Origin of the sequence: Inquilinus sp. 2KB_23 (genome assembly GCF_052115705.1) — a bacterium.
GTDB lineage: Bacteria > Pseudomonadota > Alphaproteobacteria > DSM-16000 > Inquilinaceae > Inquilinus > Inquilinus ginsengisoli_A.
In genome coordinates this window covers 100,637-124,670 of the sequence record NZ_JBFRHF010000021.1, presented here as the reverse complement: position 1 = coordinate 124,670, position 24,034 = coordinate 100,637, and the positions used below count along the sequence as shown (strand labels likewise).

General features: G+C 65.7%; 17 protein-coding genes. 3 read left to right on the top strand and 14 right to left on the bottom strand.

Annotated elements, in window-relative coordinates; all coding sequences use genetic code 11:
• Positions 1 to 24 precede the first annotated feature (24 nt).
• Entirely contained in the window at positions 25 to 1,221 is a 1,197-nt protein-coding gene (locus AB4112_RS24855; protein ID WP_309792213.1) for a glycosyltransferase family 4 protein, read from the bottom strand.
• Complete coding sequence (locus AB4112_RS24850; protein WP_309792212.1) at positions 1,218 to 2,306, bottom strand: MraY family glycosyltransferase; 1,089 nt, start codon at positions 2,304 to 2,306, stop codon at positions 1,218 to 1,220. The genes AB4112_RS24855 and AB4112_RS24850 overlap by 4 nt, the downstream gene beginning before the upstream one ends.
• Positions 2,307 to 2,717: 411 nt before the next feature.
• On the opposite strand from AB4112_RS24850, the gene AB4112_RS24845 reads away from it, so the two are divergent.
• Positions 2,718 to 5,252: a glycosyl hydrolase family 28-related protein gene (locus AB4112_RS24845; RefSeq protein WP_309792211.1), complete on the top strand. Its 2,535-nt coding sequence runs from the start codon at positions 2,718 to 2,720 to the stop codon at positions 5,250 to 5,252.
• Between the two features lie 21 nt (positions 5,253 to 5,273).
• Here AB4112_RS24845 and AB4112_RS24840 read toward each other — a convergent pair whose 3' ends face one another.
• The 10 genes from AB4112_RS24840 to AB4112_RS24795 all read right to left on the bottom strand — a co-directional run bounded on the left by AB4112_RS24840 (position 5,274) and on the right by AB4112_RS24795 (position 16,379).
• Positions 5,274 to 5,840, bottom strand: a complete 567-nt coding sequence (locus AB4112_RS24840) for a YdcF family protein (RefSeq protein WP_309792210.1) — start codon at positions 5,838 to 5,840, stop codon at positions 5,274 to 5,276.
• A gap of 17 nt (positions 5,841 to 5,857) precedes the next feature.
• Positions 5,858 to 6,511, bottom strand: coding sequence for a PIG-L deacetylase family protein (locus tag AB4112_RS24835; protein ID WP_309792209.1), 654 nt, complete (start codon positions 6,509 to 6,511; stop codon positions 5,858 to 5,860).
• Positions 6,511 to 7,320, bottom strand: coding sequence for a glucose-1-phosphate cytidylyltransferase (locus AB4112_RS24830; protein ID WP_309792208.1), 810 nt, complete (start codon positions 7,318 to 7,320; stop codon positions 6,511 to 6,513). Before AB4112_RS24830 ends, AB4112_RS24835 begins: the two co-directional genes overlap by 1 nt.
• Positions 7,317 to 8,630 carry a class I SAM-dependent methyltransferase gene (locus tag AB4112_RS24825; RefSeq protein ID WP_309792207.1) on the bottom strand — a complete coding sequence of 438 codons (1,314 nt, stop codon included), beginning with the start codon at positions 8,628 to 8,630 and terminating at the stop codon, positions 7,317 to 7,319. Before AB4112_RS24825 ends, AB4112_RS24830 begins: the two co-directional genes overlap by 4 nt.
• A gap of 325 nt (positions 8,631 to 8,955) precedes the next feature.
• Entirely contained in the window at positions 8,956 to 10,554 is a 1,599-nt protein-coding gene (locus tag AB4112_RS24820) for a lipopolysaccharide biosynthesis protein (protein ID WP_309792206.1), read from the bottom strand.
• A 103-nt stretch (positions 10,555 to 10,657) separates the two neighbouring features.
• Entirely contained in the window at positions 10,658 to 11,836 is a 1,179-nt protein-coding gene (locus AB4112_RS24815; RefSeq protein WP_309792205.1) for a class I SAM-dependent methyltransferase, read from the bottom strand.
• A 51-nt stretch (positions 11,837 to 11,887) separates the two neighbouring features.
• Entirely contained in the window at positions 11,888 to 12,886 is a 999-nt protein-coding gene (locus tag AB4112_RS24810; protein ID WP_441723579.1) for a glycosyltransferase family 2 protein, read from the bottom strand.
• Positions 12,887 to 13,099: 213 nt separating this feature from the next.
• The gene (locus AB4112_RS24805) at positions 13,100 to 14,170 is read right to left on the bottom strand and encodes an NAD-dependent epimerase/dehydratase family protein (protein ID WP_441723577.1); all 1,071 of its coding nucleotides are present in this window, start codon (positions 14,168 to 14,170) and stop codon (positions 13,100 to 13,102) included.
• Positions 14,171 to 14,470: 300 nt separating this feature from the next.
• Positions 14,471 to 15,208, bottom strand: coding sequence for a GDSL-type esterase/lipase family protein (locus AB4112_RS24800; protein WP_441723575.1), 738 nt, complete (start codon positions 15,206 to 15,208; stop codon positions 14,471 to 14,473).
• Positions 15,209 to 15,278: 70 nt separating this feature from the next.
• Positions 15,279 to 16,379, bottom strand: coding sequence for a LysM peptidoglycan-binding domain-containing protein (locus AB4112_RS24795; protein WP_441723573.1), 1,101 nt, complete (start codon positions 16,377 to 16,379; stop codon positions 15,279 to 15,281).
• 707 nt (positions 16,380 to 17,086) lie between these two features.
• On the opposite strand from AB4112_RS24795, the gene AB4112_RS24790 reads away from it, so the two are divergent.
• Together AB4112_RS24790 and AB4112_RS24785 are read left to right on the top strand one after the other, a co-directional pair.
• Positions 17,087 to 18,874, top strand: a complete 1,788-nt coding sequence (locus AB4112_RS24790; protein ID WP_309792199.1) for a calcium-binding protein — start codon at positions 17,087 to 17,089, stop codon at positions 18,872 to 18,874.
• A gap of 177 nt (positions 18,875 to 19,051) precedes the next feature.
• Positions 19,052 to 20,518 carry a TolC family outer membrane protein gene (locus AB4112_RS24785; RefSeq protein WP_309792198.1) on the top strand — a complete coding sequence of 489 codons (1,467 nt, stop codon included), beginning with the start codon at positions 19,052 to 19,054 and terminating at the stop codon, positions 20,516 to 20,518.
• An 81-nt stretch (positions 20,519 to 20,599) separates the two neighbouring features.
• Here the strand turns inward: AB4112_RS24785 and AB4112_RS24780 are convergent, their stop codons facing one another.
• Complete coding sequence (locus AB4112_RS24780; protein WP_441723570.1) at positions 20,600 to 21,844, bottom strand: peptidoglycan-binding protein; 1,245 nt, start codon at positions 21,842 to 21,844, stop codon at positions 20,600 to 20,602.
• Between the two features lie 720 nt (positions 21,845 to 22,564).
• On the bottom strand, positions 22,565 to 23,692 hold the full coding sequence (locus AB4112_RS24775; protein ID WP_309792196.1) for a calcium-binding protein: 1,128 nt from the start codon (positions 23,690 to 23,692) through the stop codon (positions 22,565 to 22,567).
• Positions 23,693 to 24,034 lie beyond the last annotated feature (342 nt).

Below are 24,034 nucleotides of genomic sequence, written 5' to 3'. Positions count from 1 at the left end.
CCGTCGAGGGGGAAGCCGACATCGTCAAGCCTGGCGCTCCCGTAGCGTGCGGAGGACGTTCTTCAGCGATGTCGGCAGGTAGGTCCTGAGGCCCGGCCGGAGCCCCGGCGGCAGCCGCCAGCCCGACAGGCCGAGCGGCGGGGCGACGGCCGGCTGCGAGTACCGCACGCCGTCGATCAGGTCGCGGTAGCGCTCGGCCATCAGGCCGACGCCGAACTGCTCACGCGCCTTCCGGGCCGCCAGGGCGGACATTGTCGCCAGGCGTGGCCTGTCCTCGGCGAGCCGGGTGATCGCCTGCACCGCAGCCCGTGTGTCGCCAACGGGGAAGAGGAAGCCGTTGACGCCGTCCTCGACAGCCATGTCGGTGACGCCCTGCAGATGGGACGCGACCGGCACGCAGCCTGCGCCCATGGCCTCGACCAGGGTCACCGGAAAGCCTTCATAGCGCGATGGCATCAGCAGCACGTCATGCTCCGCCAGGAGTGCCCCGACAAGGTTGGGCGGCACGGCACCCCGAAACCGGACTCGGCCCCCGAGACGCGCGCAGCGCGACTTCAACCGGGCAAGATCGGGCCCGTCGCCGGCCACCGTCAGAGTGACGGAGGGCGGGAGGTCGCGGCAGATCCGCGGCAGCCAGAACACGCCCTTGGCCTGGTCCTCAACCCGCCCGAGATAAACGAGACGCAGGCCCCTTTGCGATCGCGCGGGCCGCGGCGCCACGCTCCCGGCGAGATCGATCCCGTTCGGGATCGTGACGGTCCAGTCGCGATGAAAGCCGTATCGCCGTACGAGATCGGCCTGGATCCTCGCCGAGACCCCGATCGTCGCGTGGACATGGTCGCGGATCGCGCGGGCGGCGGCATAGGTTCCCGGAGTGATGTTGTGGACGACCATGATTCGCAGGATCCGCGGATCCAGATAGCGAACGGCGTTGGTCTGCACGCGATCGGCCAGGACGTTGACGAACACGCCGTCGAACTCCGTCTCGATCGCGGTCACCATCGCCTGCGTGCGCGCATAGTCGCCGTCATCAGGGCGCCCGACCGTGCGGCCGAAATCCATTTCCGCGCGGAACATGGGATTGTCCGCCGCCGCATGGGCCTTCGGGCCGCAGCCCAGCCAGCGCAGCTCGATCCCGGCGCCGGCGAGGCCGGCACGAAGATGGCGGAACACGGAATAGGTGCCGCCGATATGAGGGAAGCCGAAATAGGCGAGCTTCATCCGAGGCGTTCCTGCGTGGGGGCAGTCGGCCGGAGCAGGCGCGCCCGCCGAACCGACGTCCAGACGAAGAGAGAATGGATGGCAACGGGCAACAGCAGGCCGACGGTGAGCAGCTGGTCGGAGACCGCGAAGACTGTGCCGACATAGGCGATCGCGCCGAACAATATGGACAGGCCGACGATTACTCCGGTCGTGGCGGCGTGTGTGAGGCCCCGCTCGAGGATCAAATGGTGCAGGTGCCAGCGATCCGGCGAGAATGGGCTGCGGCCCGTATGCAGCCTGCGGATCATCAGGCTGAGCGTGTCAACCATGGGAATGACGCAGACCCAGAGCAGCACGGGGAACGGCACCGTCGGCTGTGCCCCCGAGGACAGATCTATGATGAAATAAGCAATCGCCGCGCCCAGCATCGTGCTCCCGGCATCGCCCATGAACACCAGCGCGCGCGGCCGCCAGCGATGCCGCATGTTGAACGCCAGGAAGCCCAGGACCACGGCCAATAGCAGGAACAGCTGCGTGATCTGCTCGCCGCGCCCGAGGAAGGAGGCCATCAGCGCCAGCCAGAACAGCGCCGAAGCGGCGGCTCCGCCGGCGAGCCCGTCCAGCCCGTCGATCATGTTGAAGGCATTGGTCAGCCCGACCACGAACAGGACGGTTACGCAGGAGACGAGCGCCGAGAGGATCGGGTCGGCGTCGACGGTCTGGGCGTCCAGGAAGGCGCTGCCGAAATTGCCGATCATGTGCCCGCCAAGGGCGACCATGGCGATCGCCGCCATCGACTGAGCGATCAGCCGCAAGAGCGGGCGCAGGTTCAGACGGTCGTCGAGGGCGCCGACGGCGACAAGGATCGCGAGCGCACCGATGAAGGACCAGGGGGCCCGGAGCGGGGGGGCCAGCACGCAAGTCCCGATGACATAGGCGGCGAACATCGCCAAGCCGCCGCAGACCGGGATCACGCCCTCATGCGCCTTGCGTGCGGTCGGACGGTCGACCAGCCCCAGCCTCGGAGCGATCCGCTGCATCCAGACGACCAGAACCACCGCGAGAAGAAACCCGTTCAACAAATGGGCGGCTAGAATCGGCATCGCGCCCTCTCCATGAAATGAAATCGCGCTGTTCGCCTGAGCGACGCACAAAGGCCGGATGAAGCGGCAACCCCCGAGATCGCCCTCGCCGACTCTACGCAGCGGCCGGTGCCCTGTTCGATCTGGACAAAGTGGGGGGCGCTCTATCCGGAAGGCCAATTCGGCTGCTTCGGAGATAGTCTTTGGACGCAGGGTCCGACGACGCCCCTCGACCAGTAGGGCGAGTTCGCCCCATCGCCGCGCCCCGCCCGCCGCGAAGCTTCGTCTTCCGCAGGAGGTTGTCCCGTTCAAAGGACAACTGGTCGAGGTCGACGGGGTGGCTACCATGGATAGCCAGGGCGGAAGCGATGCGTCGTCCCCCGACCAATCGAAACGAGCCGGCTCGAAAGGCTGATGACGATGCGGACAAGCTTGACGAGATCCGCCGGCGGTGTGCTGGCCCGCCGGACCACCAGCGCATGGCTTCATCTGATCGAGCTCTGGCTCCTGGCGACCCTGCTGGCTGTCGCATGGGCCGGCGCCGGCTTCGCTCCCGCAGAGAGTCAGACCCCCGCCGCCTTGCCGGCGGATTTCGGCTTCCCGATCCCCGATCCGGAACCTGCCCTGCCCACCGGGTTCGATGCCTTCGAGCCGCCGCGGCTCGCCCAGTCGCCGGATGCGCCCGCCATCGCCGAGGCCTCGAAGACAGCAGGGCCGGACGAGACGATGGTGCTGAGCGGGGCCGGATTTCTGGCCACTGCCGGGATCCGCGTGTTCTCGCAGGCCGACGGGGTCGGTCCGTCCCTGACCGCAGGCATCCCGCCGACGGCGGCCAATGGGCTGGCCGCCACCTTCCTGCTGCCGGACGACCTACCTCCGTGGTCGATGTATCTCGTCTGGCCCACGAACGCGAAAGGTGTCGGCGCGCCGATCGCTCTCAACCGGACCGAGGCGTGGTGGGCAGGCCCGCAGCCGGCGCAGCCGGGCGGGACCGCATCGCTGTACGGCCGGAATCTCAGCCACGGCAATGGAACGGCCGAGGGTTCGATCTATCTGAAGCCGCCCGGCCGGTCCGCCGGCCGCTGGCTCCAGGTCACGGCCATCAGCCCGTACCGGATCGATTTCGCGCTGCCGCCGGACCTGCCGGACGGCAACTACGAGCTCTGGGCGCACAATGGCCATGGCGGGCGGTTCGGTTGGAGCGGCCCCATCGCCCTTTCCCTCGCGCCTTCGCCCTGGGCGGGCCAAGCGGCCCAAATCTTTGACGTGCGGGCTCATGGGGCAAAAGGTGATGGGCTGACGGATGACGCCGCGAGCATCCAGGCCACCCTGGACCTGGCACGCACCCAGGCGCCTGCGACGGTCCGGTTCCCGGCGGGCGTCTACATGATCGGACGCAGCCTTGTGCCGCCGAACGGCGTCGCCTGGGTCGGCGACGGGCGCGGCCGGTCCATCATCCGCGCCGTTCCGGTTCCGTCCGACACGACACCGGATCCGGGAACGGATGCACTGCTCTATGCCGAAGGAGACAAGGCCGGCAACAACGTCGCGATCTCCGATCTCGACCTGGAGCTGCCCGAGCGTCACGGCGACCCCGACTTCGCGGCGGTCTATCTCCGTTTCGTGGACCATCTGCGGCTCGACCGCGTCGGCATCCGCGCCGCATCCTCCGGCTACTTCAACATCGACGGGTCGCAGGATGTGCGCGTGGCGGAGTCCGACTTCGTCGGCAGCCGCGGCACCGTGGGGACGGCGCAGCAGGTGTTCATCGAGAACAGCCGGTTCCGCCTCACCTACCGGGCGCGAGCCGCCATCCTGGCCCGCGGCGGGCAAGAGATCTCGATCACCGGCAACCATGCCGAGGACCTGGATTCCTCGCGTCCGGAGGGGACCGCCGAGGGCCGCTTTTTCGTCTCCCAAGGCCACAATCGCGGGACCCGGGACATCTTCATCGCGGAGAACACCACCACGAACATGGCCCCACCCACGCCCGAATGGACGGACTTCGACCCGAACACCGGCGAGCAGATCCTGTTCGAGCAGTTCGGCACGGCGGGGTTCGGCTCCGTTCTCTCGGCGGGGCCCGACACGGTGACGCTGGCGCCGAACGGCGCCGATCCCGACACGGCGACCGCAGCACCCGACGGTATCGCCACCCAGGCGGACGGCATCGAGGCGGGCAACGATGTGATGGTCGTGGCAGGCCGGGGCACCGGCCAGGTCCGGCGCATCATCGGCTATGACAAACCGGGGCGGGTGCTGCGCGTCGACCGGCCCTGGATGCTGGTCCCGGATGCCGGCAGCACGTTGGTGGTGGCCAATGCCGCCGTGCGCGCCGTCGTCTATCGCAACAGGCTGGACGGCAAGCCCTTCTATCGCACCGAGAACACGGCCTCTTGCGGGGTCCAGTTCTACGGCAACTCGGCGGAGATCGTGGTCGACGGCAACGTCATGACCCGCATGCGCGGCGGCGTCGAGCTCTGGGCCCTCGGCCACGGGGCGCTGAATCCTGTCTTCTTCAACCTGGTGGTGAACAACGAGATCGATGATTCCTATGACGGCCTCGTCGCCTACACCAAGTACCTGAAGACGGAGAAGGAGGGCGCGGTCGGCCATCTCGGCAACATCTTCCGGAACAACTACGGCGGCCGGCTGGCCCATGCCGGCGTCAATGTCGTGACCTGGCAGGGCTATGAGGCGGGCGCCTATGCCATGGAGGTGTTCGAACGCAACCGCTTCGCCAACATCTATGGCGGCGTGATGGTGGAGACCGATCCGCAGGCGAAGGACATCGCCCCCGACCAGCCGACGCCGATCGCCGGAATGGTCTTTCGCGATAACGACTTCACCCGGGGGTCGGCCCCCTATACGGGGTCGCGCGGCCGGATCTGGCCGAGCACGGCAACCGTGATCGACACCGGCAACACCTTCAAGGGCTTCGAGGTCGAGGCGGTGACCCGTCGATGATCCGGGCCTGGCGGCGCTTCTTCAGAACGCCGCCACGCCGTACCGGGCAGCGTACCAGCCGATCTTGACGTATTCGGCCAGAACCGAGAGCCCGTGGTGGTTGCTGAGCATCTTGCGGTAGGATTCGCCGCGCTCGACCGGCACCGACATCCATTCCACCTGCGGCACGACTTGCCGAAAGCAGGCCAGTGCCCGGCGGGTGTGGAACCAGCTGGTGACCAGGATCGCGCGCCGCGCGCCCATCGTCGCCAGCAGCGGCGCCGAGAACACCGCGTTCTCCCAGGTGCTGCGCGATGTGCATTCCGTCTGGATCGCCTCGCCCGGCACGCCCTCGTCCATCATGTAACGCCGGATGTCCTGGCAATCACCGAAGCCGGTGACCAGGACCTTCGGCGCCACCCCTTGCCGGTAGAGGCCGGCTGCCTGCCACGCCCGGGCCGGCCCGTCGCCGCCGAGCACGACGATGACGTCGGCCGGCTCGACCGCAGTTCGGACCACGAGCAACGGCTCCGAGGCCTTGAAGGCCGCGGCCACGGCGCCGCCGCTGACGAGCGCGGCCAGCATGAGCGCCACAAGGACGCGGCGCACCCGCCTGATCCGGGATGTCAACCGAGCAGCCCCTTGCGCTGGACGAAGCCTTCGGCATAGCGCCCGGGCGCGCGGCTTTCCATGCCGCGCAGGCGGGCGAGGCCCCGGAAGGTCTCGGCGTCGAACCAGTCCTTGGACCGCTGCGTGCCGAAATGCGCGAGAAGAAGCTCGATCTTGCGCTCCAGGATCTCGGGGGAGAGGGGCATGTAGAGGTTCGGCTGACCGAGGTCGCCGTCCCATTTCGGGATCTCATATTCGAGGATGAGGTGGTCGCGGAACGTGTTCCAGGTCAGCCGACACGTCTCCTGATGATCCTGGTGCGCGTCGTCCCGGCGATGGGTCAGGACGATATCCGGGCTGCTGCGGCCCTTCAGCCCTGAGAACCAGGCCTTGATCTCGCTGCCCTGGTACGGAAAGAAGCTGTCCTTGAATTCAGCGAGCTCGACGACTGTACTGGCTGCGCCGCCAAGGAAGGCGGCGGCCGAGGCCTCCGCTTCCCCCGCGCGCGGACCGGCGGCGCTGAGCACGCACCAGTGGACATGCAGCCGCACCCCGGACGCGATCCAGGACAGGAGCATCCCCCCTGCCCCGATCTCGATATCGTCCGAATGCGCGCCGAGGCACAGAACGGACAGGCTTTCGCCCGGCCGAGCGAGACCCAGTGGCCGCATCAGGCCAGCACCAGCGTCTTGGCTGTCTCCTTGGCGGGATGCAGCCCGCGCCAGGGCATCTTGCCCTGCTCGACCAGATCCTCGAGCGCCTGACGGTCCTTCAGCGTGTCCATCGAACGCCAGAACCCCTCATGCTTGTAGGCCATGAGCTGGTTCGCCTCGATCAGCCTCCGGAACGGCTCCAGGACCAGCTCCTCGCCTTCGCGCATGTAGTCGAAGATCTCGCGGCGGAACAGGAAGTAGCCACCGTTGATCCAGATGTCGGAGCAGTCGGAGCTGCGGATGCCATGCACCTCGCCGTCCTTGTCGATATCGGCCAGGTGATAGGTCAGCGGCGGCCGCACGGCCATGAAGCAGGCGATCTTGCCGCTTTTCTTAAAACGGTCGACCATCTCGTCGAGATCACAGTTGGTCAGGCCATCGCTGTAGTTTGCCAGGAAGATCTCCTCGTCCCGCACCTGGTCTCGCACAGCCCATAGCCGCTCACCGATATTGCGCCAGATCCCCGTGTCGATCAGGGTGACGCGCCAGTCCTTGTCAGGCTCGCTCAATAGCTCGACATTGGCGCCAAATCCCGAAATAACGCAGTCGGCGAAATTCTGCGGTCGGTAGTTCAGGAAGAAGTCCTTGATGATGTTGGCCTTGTAGCCCAGGCAGAGGACAAAGTCGGCATGCCCGTATTGCCGGTAATACTGCATCACGTGCCACAGGATCGGCTGATGCCCGATCGGAATCATCGGTTTCGGGATGTTCTCGGAATATTCCCGGATGCGGGTGCCCAGGCCACCGCAGAAGAGCACGACTTTCATGAGCGCAATTCCTTCGGATCGATGACTGCCACCTCGGGGATCGGGACGATGAACTTCCCGCCCCATTCGGCGACATGGCGCATCTGCTGGACGATCTCGGTCTTCAGGTTCCAGGGCAGGATCAGGATATAGTCGGGCCTGGCCGTGTCGATCACCTCCACCGGATGGATCGGGATGCGCATGCCCGGGGTGTAGTGGCCCTGCTTGTACGGGTTGCGGTCGACCGTGAAATCGAGGAAGTCGGTGCCGATGCCGCAGTAGTTCAGCAGGGTGTTGCCCTTGCCCGGCGCCCCGTAGCCGCAGATGGTCTTGCCGGCGGCTTTCGCCTCGATCAGGAAGGACAGCAGCCGCCGCTTCGTCTGGCGGACCTGCTCGGCGAAGGAGGCGTAGGTCGCGACATCGCGGAAGCCCAGGCGCTGCTCGCGGGCCAGCAGGTCCGGGACGCTCTGGGCGGTTGGCCGGACCGAGCCGGCGTGAGCCAAGTACACGCGCAGGGAGCCGCCATGGGTCGGAAGCTCCTCCACATCGATCAGCCGAAGCCGGTGGCGGGCCGCCATCCGCTCGATCGTGGTCAGCGAGAAGTACGAGAAGTGCTCGTGATAGATCGTGTCGAACTGGTTCTCCGCCATCAGCCGTTCGAGATGCGGGAATTCCAGCGTGATCACTCCTTCCGGCTTCAGCAGCCGGGCCAGCCCGGAAACGAAGTCGTTGAGGTCCGGGACCTGGGCCAGCACGTTGTTGCCGATGATGAGATCGGCCTGCTTGCCTGCCGCGACGAGGGTGCCGGCTAACTCATGGCCGAAGAAATCGACGCAGGTGGGGATGCCCTTCTCGATCGCCACCTTGGCAACATTGGCCGCAGGCTCCACCCCGAGCACGGGGACGCCGATCGGCCGGAAATGCTGCAACAGATAGCCATCATTGCTGGCGATCTCGACGGCGAGACTGTCCGGCCCAAGCCCGAGCCGCTGCTGGATCATGCCGCAATAGGCCCGGGCATGCTCGACCCAGCTGGTCGAATAGGACGAGAAATAGGCGTATTCGCGAAAGATGTTCTCCGGGCTCACATATTCCCTCAGCTGGACCAGGAAACAGTCGCCGCACACCAGCACGTTGAGTGGAAAATGCGGCTCCATCTCGTCGAGCTGCTCGGGGGCGATGACGGTCTGGCAGAGCGGGGAGGATCTGAGGTCGACGAACACATGCTCGAGCAGGCTGCCGCAGAGGCGGCACCGGGAAGCGTGATCCTTCCGCGCGTCGGATGTCCCATCGATGGCACCACGTGATGCGTCGACCAGCTGAACATTCATCCCAATCTCCATGGATACCATCTGCACCCGTCCCAATATCGAGAGACCGCCAATACGAGAATCGTGAATTTAGGTCCGCCCTGATCCACAGACTTCAGAAACTCTCCATTTTTCTTCGCGCGCACGGGAAAAGGACCGAAACCATTGCTCCACGGCAATATCAGCAAAAGAAAACCGAATAATCACGTCATCAAGAGTGAGTTTTCGGTCATCGATTTGGATATCTGTCCATGATTATTCGCCGCACCACCGACCGGCTCAAGTGATGCATTCGATCGGGCGGCTACCACCAAATGGGTACGACGGAGAAGCACCTGGGACCGGCTCATCCGGGAGGGATCGGCGGCGGCTCCGCCTGGCTCCGGCCCGCATGCCGGCGCCGACGCAGGGCGGCGCGCAGCACGCCGGCGATCTGTGACCTGTTGCCGGGGCTTAGGCCGAACAGCCAAAGGCTGGCCAGGCACACGGATACCCCGACGGCAGCACCGGCCAGCAGTCGGTCGAGAGCGCTCGGCAGCAGCGATCCGCCCGCCACCGTCATCGTGGCGAAATAGGTTACCAGCGAGACCGGTAGCAGCGGCAGCAGGCAGGTCCGGCCATAGGTGGCGATCGATACCCGCAGCCGCCGCAAGCCGTCGCGCAGTACAATCCAGTTGGTCGTCAGCAGTTGGGCGAGCAGCGTCGCCAGCGCGGCGCCAAGCAGCCCCAGATGCGGCACCAGCTTCCAGGACAGGAAGAGGGCCAGCCCGCCTGCGAGTAGAAAGGGAACGGCGTAGATCTCGTTCTCGGTCGCTCGGGCGAAGGTGAGGATCGCGTTCTGCTGAACGCACAGCACGAACATGACGCCCAGGGCGGTCAGCACCGGAAAGCCCGCGAAATGGTCGGGGCCGACCCACACGCCGATGAGATCCTGACCCACGACTAGAAGCGTCGCCACGCCGGAGACCATCAGGATCAGCGTGATCCGGAGGCTGCGCAGAACGATCTCGTGGATCTCCTCCATCGTGCCGCTATGCCAGAGTTGGCTGACATAGACGCTGGACGTCTGGCCCAGGGCCAGGGCCAGGATCGCGAGGTTGTGCAGCAGCGTGTAGATGGCGTAGTAGGCCGGCACCTGCGCCGTGTCGACATAGAGCGCGATGAAGTACTGGTCCGTCTTGAACAGCACGGCGAAGCCGACGGCCGTGAGCCATGACCGGATCGCCGGCGCCATCATGCCGCGCATCAGCGCCCCATCCCAGCGGCCGGGCACCGAGAACAGGTGCGGCTGCCGGCGCTGGACATAGAGGCGCAGCGAGAGGCGGACGACGACGCCGCCGAGCGCCGAGACGATCGCGAGCCAGAGCAGGCCGCCGCCGGCCAGCACCACCACCATCTGCGCCAGCAGGGTAGCGATCCCGACCGCGGTGGAGGCGATGGTGCCGGCGGCGACGTAGCCCAGGCCGGTGGCCAGCGCCGTCCACAGGCCGGACCAGGCCATGGTTGCGTAGCCGAGGCACAGCAGGATCCAGGCGATCCATGCCGTGGTCGGCGAGACCTGCCGCAGCTCCAGATTCCAGAGATACAGGCTGCCCAGCCCGAAGGTGACGGCGAAGACGCCGATCGACACGAAGCGGTAAGCGATGCGCCCGGATGCCAGCATATCCGAAAGATCGCGCCGCGACTTCTCATCCAGGGGCCGGTCGGGTCCGGACAGGCTCCGACCCGCCACGAAGGCGATCCGCCGGGTGATGGTGGGGGTGAGGCCGGCCTCCATGAGGATGCTGAGGAAGATCGTGCTCTGGCCGAGAACCAGCCATAGCCCGAGCTCCTCGGGGTTCATCGCATGGAACATGATCGGCAGGATCAGCAGGTTGAGCCCGATCCGGATCACCTGGCTGAGCCACGAGGCCGATACGGCGAAGGCGATCTTCCGGCCGATCACGGGCGTTCTCCGGGTGACGACGGCAATGTCCCGGCGGCACGGGACGAGAGGGTGGATGGTCCGGCAGCGCGCTGGCCACCGTCGAACGGGTGGTCGGGCATGGCTAGAGGCACCGGAGCTCGGGGACGCACCCCTGGGCTTGCAGCATCTTCCGGATCTCGTCGCGGTAGACGGAGTTCATCACCACCACCAGGTCGGGCGGCGTCGTAGACAGCTCGTCGGGCGATATGATCTCGTGGCCCGTGGCCGGCAGGTAACGGCCATGGCGGAATGGGTTGATGTCCACGACCGAAGCCACCTCGCCGTCGAGGCCTACGGTGGTCAGGAAGGCGACGGCCTTCGAGCCCGACCCCCAGAGCACCGTCCGCCGGCCCGACGCAGCGGCCTCCATCAGCTGCTCGCGCCAGGCTGCGATCGTGGCCCCGACGCCCTGCCTGAATGCATCGGCCCATTGTCGGGTCTCCGTCACCGCCGCGTGGTCGGCCGGGACCGACACCGGTGCGTTCGCCGGCCGGGCCTCGATCATCAGGTACTGGTCGTCATAGTCGGTCCAGACGCGATCCACAGCGAAGCCGCAGCGTTGGAAGAGGCCCGACAGGCTGTGCGCCGTGAAGTAGGAGCAGTGCTCGTAGTAGACGTCCCAGAACGCCTCGTCCTGCAGGACCAGTTTGGCATTGGGCACCTGGAAAAAGACGCGGGTGCCCTCCTGCCCGTCGAGGGCGCGGCGGACCATGCCAACGAAGCGGCCGACATCCGGGATGTGCTCGAGCGTCATCTTGCAGCACAGGAAATCGCAGGCGATGGGCCCGGTCGTCTCGTCGAAGAGCTCGCGGAGAAACCGGACGCGCCCGGCCGCGGCGTCGTCGAGGCGGCCCGGCACGAAGGTGGGGTCGTAGCCCACCCCTTCATTGTCCCCGAGCCGGCACAGCAGCGCGAGAAACTCGCCCTTGCCGCAGCCAATCTCGATCACGCGCTTGCCGTGCAGGCCATGCCGGTCGATCAGGTGGCGGGCGAGACGCTCATGAAAGGCGTTGAAGGTCGGGGAGAAGCCCTGGGTCTCTTCATAGGCCTCCGAATAAACCGTCCGCGACTCTTCCCAGGCGGCGTTGAAGATGAAACCGCAGCCCGGGCAGAGGCACAGCCGCAGCGGGGCGACCGGAAAGGCCAGCGCCGCCTTCCGATCGTTGATCAGCAGGCAGCTGTTGGTGGGAATCGCGGGCAGGTCGTAGAATGAAGCGCCGACCTCGCCGCCGCAGGCAGGACAAGCGATCTCAACGGTCATGACCGGTTCCTTCAAGCCGGGAGCCCTCTCCGCCGACACGGATGCCGTCCTTCATTTCGGGACTTCGGAGCCGGGCCGGATCCCCGGCGGGCCGAATTCGGGCGTCTTTCGGCCCCGCAGCCAGCCCTTGACCCGTCGCCCCAGGGTCTGGATTCGGGGGTCTGCCGCGGTAAGCGGCTCGATCACTAGCCGAGACAGCGTGTGCCGGGTGAGAACATGGCGCAGCAGCCCGAGATACAGCCCCCGGCGCTCCGTCCGGCTGGTGACATGCTTGCGGATCGCCCGCAGGGAGTGCAACTGAACCTGCCAGGTGGGGCAGAGATCCAGCAGGCGGGCGCGGTCATTGTTGTTCCACCACCGCCAGGATGCGGCCCGGTCGATCAGGACGGCGTGGCTGAAGCGATCAGGATGGTCCCGATTCAGGAACAGCGGCTCGGGCACCAGGGCGAAGCGGCCCAGCAAGCCCAGCTCGATGCAGAGGACGACATCCGAGCAGGAGAACGGAGCCAGCAGGCCGGTCTTGGCCATGATGTCCCGCCGGACGAGCGCGAAGACCTCCCAGCAATAGCGAGGATGGCGGACCAGAGCCGCGAAGCGCTCAGACACGCGCGGCGACGCGGCCGGTTGGAGGCCGTCATCGCTGATGAGCTTGACCGTCCCCTTCGCGTCGATGAGGCCGACCAAGGGTTGGGCCAGGACCGCGTCCGGCTGCTGGTCCAGCGCCGCGACGCAGCGCTCGAGGCATTCCGGAGCCAGCAGGTCGTCATGAGCGAGCCATCGGAAGTACTCTCCCCTGGCCAGTTCGAAGGTGCGGCCGAAATTGGCGCTCGCCCCCAGGTTCTGGGGATTGCGGTGGTATCGGACCCGCGGATCCGCAGCGGCATAACCGCGGCAGATCTCCTCGGTCCGGTCCGTCGACCCGTTGTCGCAGATGATCAGTTCGAAATCCGCAAAGGTCTGAACCAGGACCGAGTCGACAGCTTCGGTCAGGTAGTTCTCGCCATTGTAGACCGGGAGGCCGATCGAGACCCGGCACCTGCTCGTGATCATAGCAATCCCTCGCCTTCACCCATTGAGGGCTGAAGCTGCAGTCGATACATCCTTCATTGCGATATTTTATTGATCTTCTGGTCAAATCATTGAGCAATCTCTTTTGTATTTTTGATGCAAAATATTAGCATCCAAAATCATCCATCCATTCGAAACCCAATGCCTCAGCCCTTCCCAAAGGGAGCGAGGCGGTTTCCGCCCCGCTCGGCCGCGTCACTCGGCGGCGCAAGCGGACGACCCGTGTGCGGCCGTCCGGCCGGCGCGGCGGAGATCGTCACCGATGACCCCATCCGCCATCAGCTTGCGGATATGGCTGATCCGCTGGTAGCGGGGACCCTCGAACTCCTCCAGCGTCAGGCGCGAGCACCGATAGGCGGCATAGAGCTGCTCGGCCCCCCGGTGCACGTCCCATTGCGGCTGGAACTCCGGCAGGACACGGGCGATCTTCTCGAAACTCACCCGGTAGGACCGCTTGTCGGGTCCGGCGTCCGCCGCGATCTCCAGACGGCAGCCGGGGACGACCTCCGCCACGATCTCGGCGATCTCCCGGATGCGGTAGTTGTGTTCGGTGCGGCCGACATTGAACGCTTGGTTGAACACCGCCTCCGCCGGCGCGCGCAGACCTGCCAGGAAGGCGCGCGAGATGTCCTGGATGTGGACGATCGGCCGCCAAGGCGAGCCGTCGGACTTGAGATAGATCAGCCCCTTGGTCACCGCCCAGGCGACCAGATTGTTGAGGACGATGTCGAAGCGCATGCGAGGCGACAGCCCATAAGCCGTGGCCGGGCGGAAATAGACCGGACAGAAGCTGTCGTCGGCCAGGTGGGAGATGTCACGCTCCGCCCACACCTTCGACCGCCCATAGGCCGTCACCGGATTGAGCGCCGCGTTTTCGTCCACCATTTCGTCGCCGGCCAGGCCATAGTTGCTGCACGACGAGGCGAACAGGAAGCGGCCGACGCCCGCCGCCTTCGCAGCCTGGGCAACATGCACGCTGCCGAGGTGGTTGATGCTGTAGGTGATGTCGGGATTGAGGTCGCCCAGCGGATCGTTCGAGAGGGCGGCCAAGTGGATCACGGCCTCGAAGCCCTCCAGGTCGCGCGGCACGATGTCCCGGATGTCCTTGCGGATGTTCGGGACGTCCGCGATGTCGCCCCCGGCCTCGTAGGTGCACCGCTCATAGAGATCGCTGTCGCATCCGGTCACGCTGTGACCCGCTTGCAGCAGCATCGGGATCATCACCGTGCCGATATACCCCCGGTGCCCCGTAACCAGAACTCGCATCCGATGCTCCCTCAGCTTGACGGCGACGGACAGGCCTGTTGCCGGCCAGACGGCCTGAGTTAGAGGCTATGTCATCGGGTGACCCCATTCCGAGAGGTCCGATCGGAGGGCACTTCGCGGCAATCGTTCGTGTTCGCCACCGCCGGATGGAGCGCCCTCCCCCGACAGACAGATGGGGAACCGGTCGGTTGTGAGGACGTCCTCCCCCATCCGGTCGATGCCACCGCAGGTCGACGGCCAAACGGATGAGTAGCTCAGCGGATGGAGGCAGGAGCGGCACCGCCCCGCGCGTCCCGAGCCTCAGCCGCCGGTGGCCTTTACACCAGCCCGGGCGGATCGCAGATAAGCCTCCACCATCGCCGCCCAACGGATATAGGCCGCGGCGCTGAGATGCAGGCCGTCCGTGGTCAGCTCGGCCGGCAGCGCCCCGTTCGGGGCGAGCCCGGCATTGAGATCGAGATAGTCGCTGCCGGTCTCGGTGGCGAGCGCCCTCAAGCCCTCGTTCAGGACGCGGATCTGATCGTTGCGGCGAAAGTCCCAATGGCGCCGGACGTCGGGCCAGGCGTGGTCATCCGTGACGTAGAGGACGGACTGGACGACGACCCCTGCCCCCGTCTTCCGCAGCTCATCGATCAGAGTCCGGAAGGGCTGCAGCAGCGCGGCCGGCGGCGTGCCGTATCCGAGGTCATTGGTCCCGGCCAGCACGAAGACGAGACGCGGCCGCAGCCTGTTGACGGTATTGATCCGCCCCAGGATCTCGCCCACCGTGTCGCCGGATGCTCCCCGGTTGACGACATCGCGGCCGGGCAGCAGTTCGCTCCACTGCGGCGCGGCGGTGATGCTGTCGCCCAGCATCACGATGTCGGCATGGATCGTGGGGTACAGCCGCGACAGCTCCACGGGCAACGGATCCACACGGTGCCGGGGCTGGATGAAGGCGGCATCGGGCAGGAACCGCGCCATGACGCGCTGTGGAAGCTGGGATTCGAGCGCGACTGCGACCACCAGGGCGGCAAGGATCAGGGCCAGGATCTTCATCACCTATCGGCGCGGGATGCCACGTCCCGTGACTGCGACCCCCGCGATTCATCGCGGTGGCGGAGGCCGTTCACGATCTGCTGCCGGTTGCCGCTGACGTCTGGGATGTGGGAACGGTGAGGATCTGGCCCGGATAGATCAGGTCCGGATCGCGGATCTGGACGCGGTTGGCCATGTAGATGATGGTGTAGTGGGTGCCCCGTCCATACGCGCTGTGCGCGATCCGCCATAGGCTGTTGCCCGGCTGGACGACGACCTTGCCCCGGGCCAGGACGAGGTCGGCGGGGGCTGCGCGCCGGAACGGCGTCTCCGTGCGGTCGGTCACCCGGCCGTCGGCATTCAGTTGGTCGGCCCGCAGGCGATAAGTGCCCGGGGCGATCGGCCGGTCCGGCGAGATCCGGAAAGCACCCGCTGCGTCGATCCAGCCTTCGCCGATCGGATCGTCGTCAAGATAGAGCCGGACCAGGGCGGCAGCGGCGCCGTGACCGCTGATGATGACCGCGCCGTCTTCGCCATAATCAATGACATCAATGGACAGGCCGGGCAGCGCCGCGGCGGCCTCATCCGGACCCTGCAGGATGGTGGAGGCACCGCCGGTCTTCGGAACCACGAAGACGAGCGGCTTGCCGTCGCCCTGGCCCGGTCCCGCCGCCATGCCTTCGATGGTGCCGCCGCGTGAAGGGACGATGACCAGCGCGATATCGGTGGACGTCGTCGTGCGACCGTCGCGCGTCGCACTGAGCGAAAGCTGATGGTCGCCGGGCGCGATCGGCGCCTCCGAGACAAAGACCCAGTCGCCATTGGGATCGGCATCGACCGACCCGATCGCCTCTGCGCCATCGAACAGGATGATCTGGGCTCCAGCAGGCCCCTTCCCGGCGATCACCTGGTATCCACTCGAATTGATTCGGATTGCGTCGAACCGCAGGAGGGTCTCGTTCGCCGCATTCACCGCCGCGTCCTGACCGGTCTCGTGCCCGCCCGCAGCCGAAGGCGACGGGAGCTCCAGCGAGGCAACGCCGCCATGACTGCCGGGCAATGGCGGCAGCGGCGGCGTCGACAGTTCGGCCTGTTGCGGATCCGATGACTCGGTCGAAAGCCGGTATAGGATCGTGGATGACGCCGGAAAGACCGCGAGCACGGCGCCATAGATCAGGAGAGCATGTTTCACCTTGGATCCGTCCAGATGAGGCGCCGAACCAGCCGGCTCCGCGCTGCCATTCGATTTCTGCTAAGAAATCCTCAGATCCGGTCTCGCGAGCACCATATTCCCGGTGCCATCTGCAACTACATACGACGAATAACTATCTGACCTTTTCATGATAGAGTGAAAATCGTCAAACACGAGTACCGCTTTTGTATATATTGGCGGCAGGATCGGCGCTTTCTGTTTGATCGGATCAACACCGAGGCGAAGATCACATCAAGGCAGCGGAAAATCACAGCCCTGATACCGGCGGTGCCGGCCATATCCCGACAGGCCCGACATCCCGACAGGCCCGACGCCATCCCTTCTCACAACAGAACAATGGCGAGGAACCTCCGGCAAAGGTCTATCTCGACTTGAAGTCTTCGGCCGATCCTATCCATTCGATGCATGGCCTTCGCAATCCCGCACTCCTCCGGACGCCTGAGGCAGCACATATTTTTAGATTTTCCGCCTTCTTTCTGTCCATTCCGATCGACCCTTATCCGATTTTTGAATGTCATCATACGTCCGAACTGATAAATGGACTAATTCCGTGATTATTTGAGCAAATTGCAATCGATTTGATCTCAGGGCTAGGCCGCCATTCGGATCTGAGATCTTTAGTACCGCGGCATTGGTCTTCTTTCTTAGCCAAATGCGCCGCTCTTATTTCAATCCATGAGGAAACGATGGCAACCTTCCCGACATCAGGCGACGACGTGATCACGGGGTCGAACGGATCCGACACTATTGACGCATTGGCCGGAAACGACATCGTCTCCGGTCTCGACGGAAACGACATATTGGCGGGCAACGATGGCGATGATTTCGTCCACGGCAACGGAGGCGATGACACACTGTCCGGTGGTGCTGGCCTGGACAATCTCGACGGTGGCGACGGCAAGGACACGCTATACGGTGGCGACGACACCGATACCCTGAATGGCGGCGGCGGCAACGACACGCTGGACGGGGGCAGCGGCGACGACCGGATCGATGGCGACGATGGCAATGACTTACTGTATGGCGGTATGGGCGCGGATACGCTCAATGGCGGGACCGGCGATGACCGCATCTGGGGCGGCGGCGACGCCGATGGCCTGAACGGCGACAGCGGAAACGACATCCTCTATGGCGACGCCGGCGACGACGTCCTTTGGGGTGGCACGGGGCTCGACCTCCTGAACGGCGGTGACGGCACCGATCGGCTCCGCGGCGGCGACGATGCGGACCGGCTCAACGGCAATGCAGGCGATGATCATCTGTTTGGCGAGAACGGCGACGATCTCATAGACGGCGGCGACGGCCGTGACGTGATCGACGGCGGCAATGACGACGACACGATCTATGGTGGCCTAGGCGACGACATCATCACTGGCGGCGACGGGCTGGACATCATCGTCGGCGATGCTGGCAACGATAGGCTGGATGGAGGCGCGGGCACCGATCTGCTGAGCGGCTACGAAGGCGATGACCTGATCCTGGGGGGCGCCGGCAACGACGTCCTCGGCGGTGGCCTCGACCAGGACATCCTCGAGGGCGGCGACGGCAAGGACACGATCGACGGCGGCGCTGGCAATGACAAGGCCCACGGCGACGCGGGCGACGACGCGATCTCCGGCAGCCTCGGCGACGACCGTCTGTTCGGCGATGGCGGCCGCGACATCATCCTCGGCGGCGATGGGATCGACGAGATCGACGGCGGCGCCGACAATGACACCATCGACGGCGGCGCCGGAACGGACTGCCTCGACGGCGGTGCCGGCAACGACCTCATCCGCGGCGGAGCCGAGAACGACGCCCTGAAAGGGGGCGATGGCAACGATACGCTCGTCGGCAACAGCGGCGCCGATGTCATGACGGGAGGCGTGGGCGACGATGTCTACTACATCGACAACCGCAGCGACGTGGTGAACGAGAAGGCGGGCGAAGGCAACGACTGGGTTGTGACCTGCTACTCGACGATCCTGGATAGCACGGTGCAGAACGTCGAGAACGTGCAGTTCTTCGGGCTGTGGGGCCTGACCGCCATCGGCAATGCCGGCGCCAACCGCCTCGTCGGCAATGACGGGAACAATGCCCTGGTCGGGCTCGGCGGCGATGACATCCTCAGCGGCGGCCTTGGGAAGGATCTCCTGGACGGCGGCGCCGGCAAGGACATCCTCACAGGCGGGGACGCGGTGGACACCTACCGTTTCATCACCCCGGGCGATTCCGCGGTCGGCGCCAATCGCGACGTGATCACTGACTTCACCGCCGGGCAGGACAAGATCGATCTGTCCTACATCGATGCCGCCGCCGGCGTGTCCGGCAATCAGGCCTTCAGCTTCATCGGCGCCGCCGCCTTCAGCGGCCATGCCGGGGAGCTGCGCTTTGCCGGCGGGATTGTCAGCGGTGACATCAACGGGGACGGGCATGCCGATTTCGAGATCGGAGCGGCTGTGCCGTCGCTGAGCGCAAGCGACTTCGTTCTGTAGCCTCTCGGCACGACGACGGCGCCGGGATGCCGGCGCCGTCCAGCCTCGAACCTCCCGGGATCAGAGAACCATTTCGTCCCGGAGATGCTCGTCCACGAGCTGCTCGGCTTCCCTCGTGATCACCCTGGAATCGACACCTCATGGGCAGGATGGCCTCATGACTGCGGTGTATTGCTGATGACACGATATGGACGGTTCGGACTCTCCACCGCGGTGCTGTCCGCCGCGCTGATGTTGGGCACGGCCTCAGCTTCGGCACAGTCGATGACTGAGGCGCTGGCATCGGCCTATGCCACCAACCCGGACCTCGCTGCCGACATCGCCAATCTGAGGGCAGTCAACGAAGGCGTCGCCCAGGCCCTATCCGGCTACCGGCCGCAAATCACCGCCGATGCCAGCATCGAGAGCCAGTTCACCAACACGACCTCGGATGCCGTCCAGGCCACCGGCCTGATCTCCCAGCTGCAGCCCAGCGGGAAGAGAGGTGATCCCCTGGATTCCGGCGGCCGGGAGGGATACTGGCACGAGGTCAACCCGGCAACGCTTGGCATCACGGTCACCCAGAACATCTACAATGGCGGCCGAACCCAGGCGTCGGTGAACCAGGCCGAGAACACGGTGATGGCAACCCGCGCGGTCGTACAGACCACCGAGCAGACTGTGCTGCTGGACGCCGCCACCGCCTATGCCGATGTGGTCCAGGCCCAGTCGGCGCTCGACGTGCAGCGCAGCAACGAGGCGGTGCTGCGCCGTCAGCTACAAGCGACCCAGGACCGACTCAATGTCGGCGAGGTGACCAGCACCGACCTCAGCCAGTCCGAGGCCAGCCTGGCCAGTGCTGTCGCCGGCCGGATCGAGGCCGAAGGCACCCTTCGCACCAGCCGCGCAACCTTCGAGCGCTTCATCGGCCAGCCGCCGGGAACGCTGAAGACGCCGACGGTGCCGGCCGGCCTGCCGTCCTCGATGCAGGCCGCGATCCAGCAGGCCCAGGCGAACTATCCGGGCATCGTCGCGGCAGTTTTCACCGAGCGCGCCGCGGCCGACAACATCGACCTGCAGTTCGGCGCGCTGCTGCCGTCGATCGACGTGCAGGCGCGGATCCAGCGGCAGTATTCGACGATCTCCCATCCGCGATCGAGCGGAGGGGCGCAGTCGCGTGTCGATTCCGCGGCGATCGTGGCCCAGCTGACCATCCCGCTGTACTCGCAGGGCAACCAGGAATCGCTGGTGCGTCAGGCCCGGTACACACATGGCCAGCGGCGGATCCAGATCGAATCACAGCGCCGCACGGCGATCCAGGGCGCAGTCCAGTCCTGGCAGGCGCTGGTGACGGCCCGGGCGGCGATCAAGTCGTTCCAGGCCGCGGTCGAGGCCGAGCAGCTGGCTGTGGAAGGCCTGCAGCAGGAAGCCCAGGTCGGGTCGCGCACCGTCCTCGACGTGCTGACCGAGCAGCAGAACCTGCTCAACGCCCAGCTCAACCTGGTGCAGGCTCGGCGCAACGAGGTGGTCGCCGGTTACCAGTTGCGTAACGCCGTTGGCACCCTGACGGCCCAGGACATGGGCCTGCCGGTCAAGGTCTACGATCCGGAGCCGGACTATCAGAAGACCCGGGGCCGCTGGTGGGGCACGTCGGTCGACGAGTGAGGGCTCCTGGGACGAAGGCATCGGCGATCGATCAGCGTAGCGATCCTCGTCAAGGCTGTCGGCGGGCTGGATCTTATCCAGTCACTCGCTCTGGGCGACGAGCGTGGCGGCGCGAAGAGCCTCCAGCAGCGTCGCCGAGGGCCGGCGCGTCACCGGCAGGTCGTGGCCCCGTTGGAACGAGGCGATGGCGGATCGCGTCCTACGCCCCATCCGGCCGTCGATCCGACCGACGTCGAGATTCATCTGCTTCAGCAACCGCTGGATCTCGGCGATTCCGGCAGGCGTGACCGGCGGTTCCGGCATCGCTGCAGGCTTTGCTCCGGAGACGCCCACCCCAGATGCCATTCCGGCCTGGGCATGGCTCCGCGGCGCCGATGCCGCCAGCTGTTCGGCCAAGCCGTCCAGAATCCGGTCCGGGTCGTCACCGGTCGTGCCGGCCCGACCCAATGCGAGCAGGTTCGGTCCAAGAACCAAGCCGACAAACCCGATGCGCGGGGCGGGGGAGGCATTGACGCCGGCGAGCGCCTGCAGCTTCGCCAGCGCCTCTTTTGCCTGCTCGTCTCCGGCATCGGCCGCGACGCCGTACCAGCCGGCGGCGGTCCGGGGATCGGACGTCCCGAGTTCACCGCTCTCGTAGAGTCGGCCCACGTTATAGGCGCCGCGTGGATTGCCGGCCTTGCTGGCTCGTAGAAACCAGACCAGTGCCTCCGCCGGATCGCGCACCATGCCGGAACCGTTGAGGTAAGCGAGGCCCAGGGCGTTCAGCGCACCGCCATGTCCGGCCGCTGCGGCGCTGCGGAAGCGGGCCACCGCCGCCTCGGAATCGCGCGGCACGCCGAGCCCCCGCTCCAGCAGCACCCCGAGATTGTAGGAAGCGCCGGCGACGCCCTGGTCGGCGGCCCGCCGGTACCAATAGGCGGCGTGCTCGAAACTTCGCGGCACCTCGATGCCGAGGGCGAAGAATGTGCCGAGATCGTTCTCGGCGTCCGCCTGTCCGGCGGCGGCGTCGCGCGCCAGGCGGCGCAGCTCGGCGGAAGCCTTGTCCGGCAGGCGGAATTCCGCTCCCACCCCCGGAGCCGGAACGGCGGCACCCGGGACCGCGGGCGCGGATCGTGACGGCGAAGCCGTCGCGACGGACATCCGCGGACCGCCGATGATCTCGGCGAGAGGAGCAGCTTCGGCCCGGCGGCTTGCGAACCCTTCCGCGACGAGACAGCCGCACCCGGCCAGGATGAGCAGTGTCGCGACCGCCTGGCGGGCGGCCGGGCTGTAAGCCCCTCTCGCCCCTCGGCCGAGCCTCGCATGGCGATCGCCCGGAGACTTCATCTGACCTCCCTGCCCGCCTGAATTGCGGCCTGCCGGCGGGATCGGTTGGGCATAGGACCGAGCAGACTGCTTCCGTGCGGATGACTGCCTGCCCGGCCCCATGTGGGGGAGCCGCGAGGCTGATCAGCGGGAGACGCCCAGCCCCTTCAATTCCCGAGTGAGATCCTAGTCACCATGGCCTGCTTCGACCTAGATGCACTTCCGGCGGTGCCGCCCACCCGCAACCCATCCTAGGAGGGAGGCGAGCCCATCTGCCGATCAGCGCGCTACCACTTTCCCCCGCTACTCCAGCACCCAGCCTTCGATGGCTTCGGTACCTCTCGCCATGGCTGATGCGAGCGGGCGCCGCGAGTATTGCGGGACCGCGCGAGTTCGGCCGCTGCGCGCCCCGCCTTCAGCGGTATTTATCCGGCCTCACATTCAATTCTCTGGGTCACAAAACAGCAATCGTCACACCGTCGGCCGTGACAGTGCCGCTGTCGACGAGCCGACATCCGCGGCCATCGCGAAGTCGGGCGGCCGTCCAGGCGAGGCACGTTCCCCTTGTGAACAGCCCCATTGAGACGGCGCTCAGATCGTTTGGAGATCTGAATTCAAGCGTGCGACATCGCTCCGCTATTTCTGGTATCGGGGGCCGGCAGACAGCCGGCCCCCGATGACGTTTTTAGCGAAGGAAAGCCTCTCCGTCCGGCCACCGTTGAGCGGTGGGTTTCCTCCGGATCAGAGCACGAAGTCCGAGGCTGACAGATTCGACGTTCCATACAGTTCGATATGGAAGTCGGACAAGCCGTCGCCGTTCACGTCCCCGGCGATCGCCGGATGTCCGTCGCCGTGATCGGCATAGCGCAATTCCCCCGCGTGGTGGCTATAGGGGGCCGTCCCGATGAAGGTGAAGGCCTGGTTGCCCGCCACCCCCGTGTTGGCGTCGATCGCCGACAGACCGATCTTGTCGCCCTGGGCCCGGCTGAAGTCGCGGATCGTGTCGGGCTCGCTAAAGGTCATATGCTGGATCGACGAGAAGCTGAACCGGTCGGCGCCTCCCCCACCGGTCAGCACGTCGGCGCCGGCCCAGCCGTCAAGCACATTCGCCCCGCCATTGCCGACGAGGGTGTCCCGGCCGGCAGAACCGGCGACATTTTCCACCGAGGTGTAGACGTCGTTCGCAGCGTCCCCGCCTGAACCCTTACCGGTCGCGAGGTTGACCGTTACGCCGACGTTGCTGTCGGTATAGGTCACCGCATCGATGCCGTTGCCACCGTCGAAGGTGTCACCGATATAGGTCGACCCTGCGCCACCACGCATGATGTCGTTGCCATCCTGGCCGTAGAGATAGTCGTAGTCGGCTCCGCTGCTGAGCGTGTCGTTGCCCGCCCCGCCATACAGCATGTTGGTACCGCTGTTTCCGGTCAGGGTGTCGTTGTGGGCGCTGCCGTCGATGTTCTGGAAGTTGGAGAAGCGGTCGCCGGTCGCTTCGCCGCCGTTGGCCGTATGGGCGGCCAGGTCGATGGCGACGCCGGCGGGAGAGTTGCGGTAGCTGAGATAGTTCAGAGTGCCCGTGTCGCCGCCATCCATGACGTCGGCGCCGGCGCCGCCTTCGATGTAGTCCTGACCGGCGCCGCCGTTCAGATAATCATCGCCCTTCGCACCGACCAGATGATCGGTTTCGCTGCCGCCGAAAATCGTATCGTTACCGTCCTCGCCCGTCAGATAGTCCTTACCGGCGCCACCATCGATCCTGTCGTTTCCGTCCTGGCCATAGATATGATCGCCGCCTTCCAGGCCGGTGATCGTATCTGCCCCCATCGAGCCCCATAGATCGTCGATACTGTTCGTTCCATTGATGATCATTGCGATCATTCTCCTTGCGAATCACTTAGCGGCGCCCGTCAACAAACGAAGTTCAGAACCCCTCTGCAAATGAATTAAGAATGAGCGCAATTTTCGTCGAATAACTATTTATGCTCTTATGTTGAATAAAATCTTGACGAAGCGAGGCGGCATATATTTTTTCCTCAGCCAAGAGCTGCAGCGGATTATTATCTTTTTCGATTCATGATTCAGGTCTAATTGTCGCATCACTCCGACCGGCAGCCGATGACTGGCTAGATTCCGACCACCGATGTCAGCGACCACAGCTTGTCGCGAAGCCTGCACGGCCTTCGGAGCCGCCGCGGAAAGAAGCCCCCATGG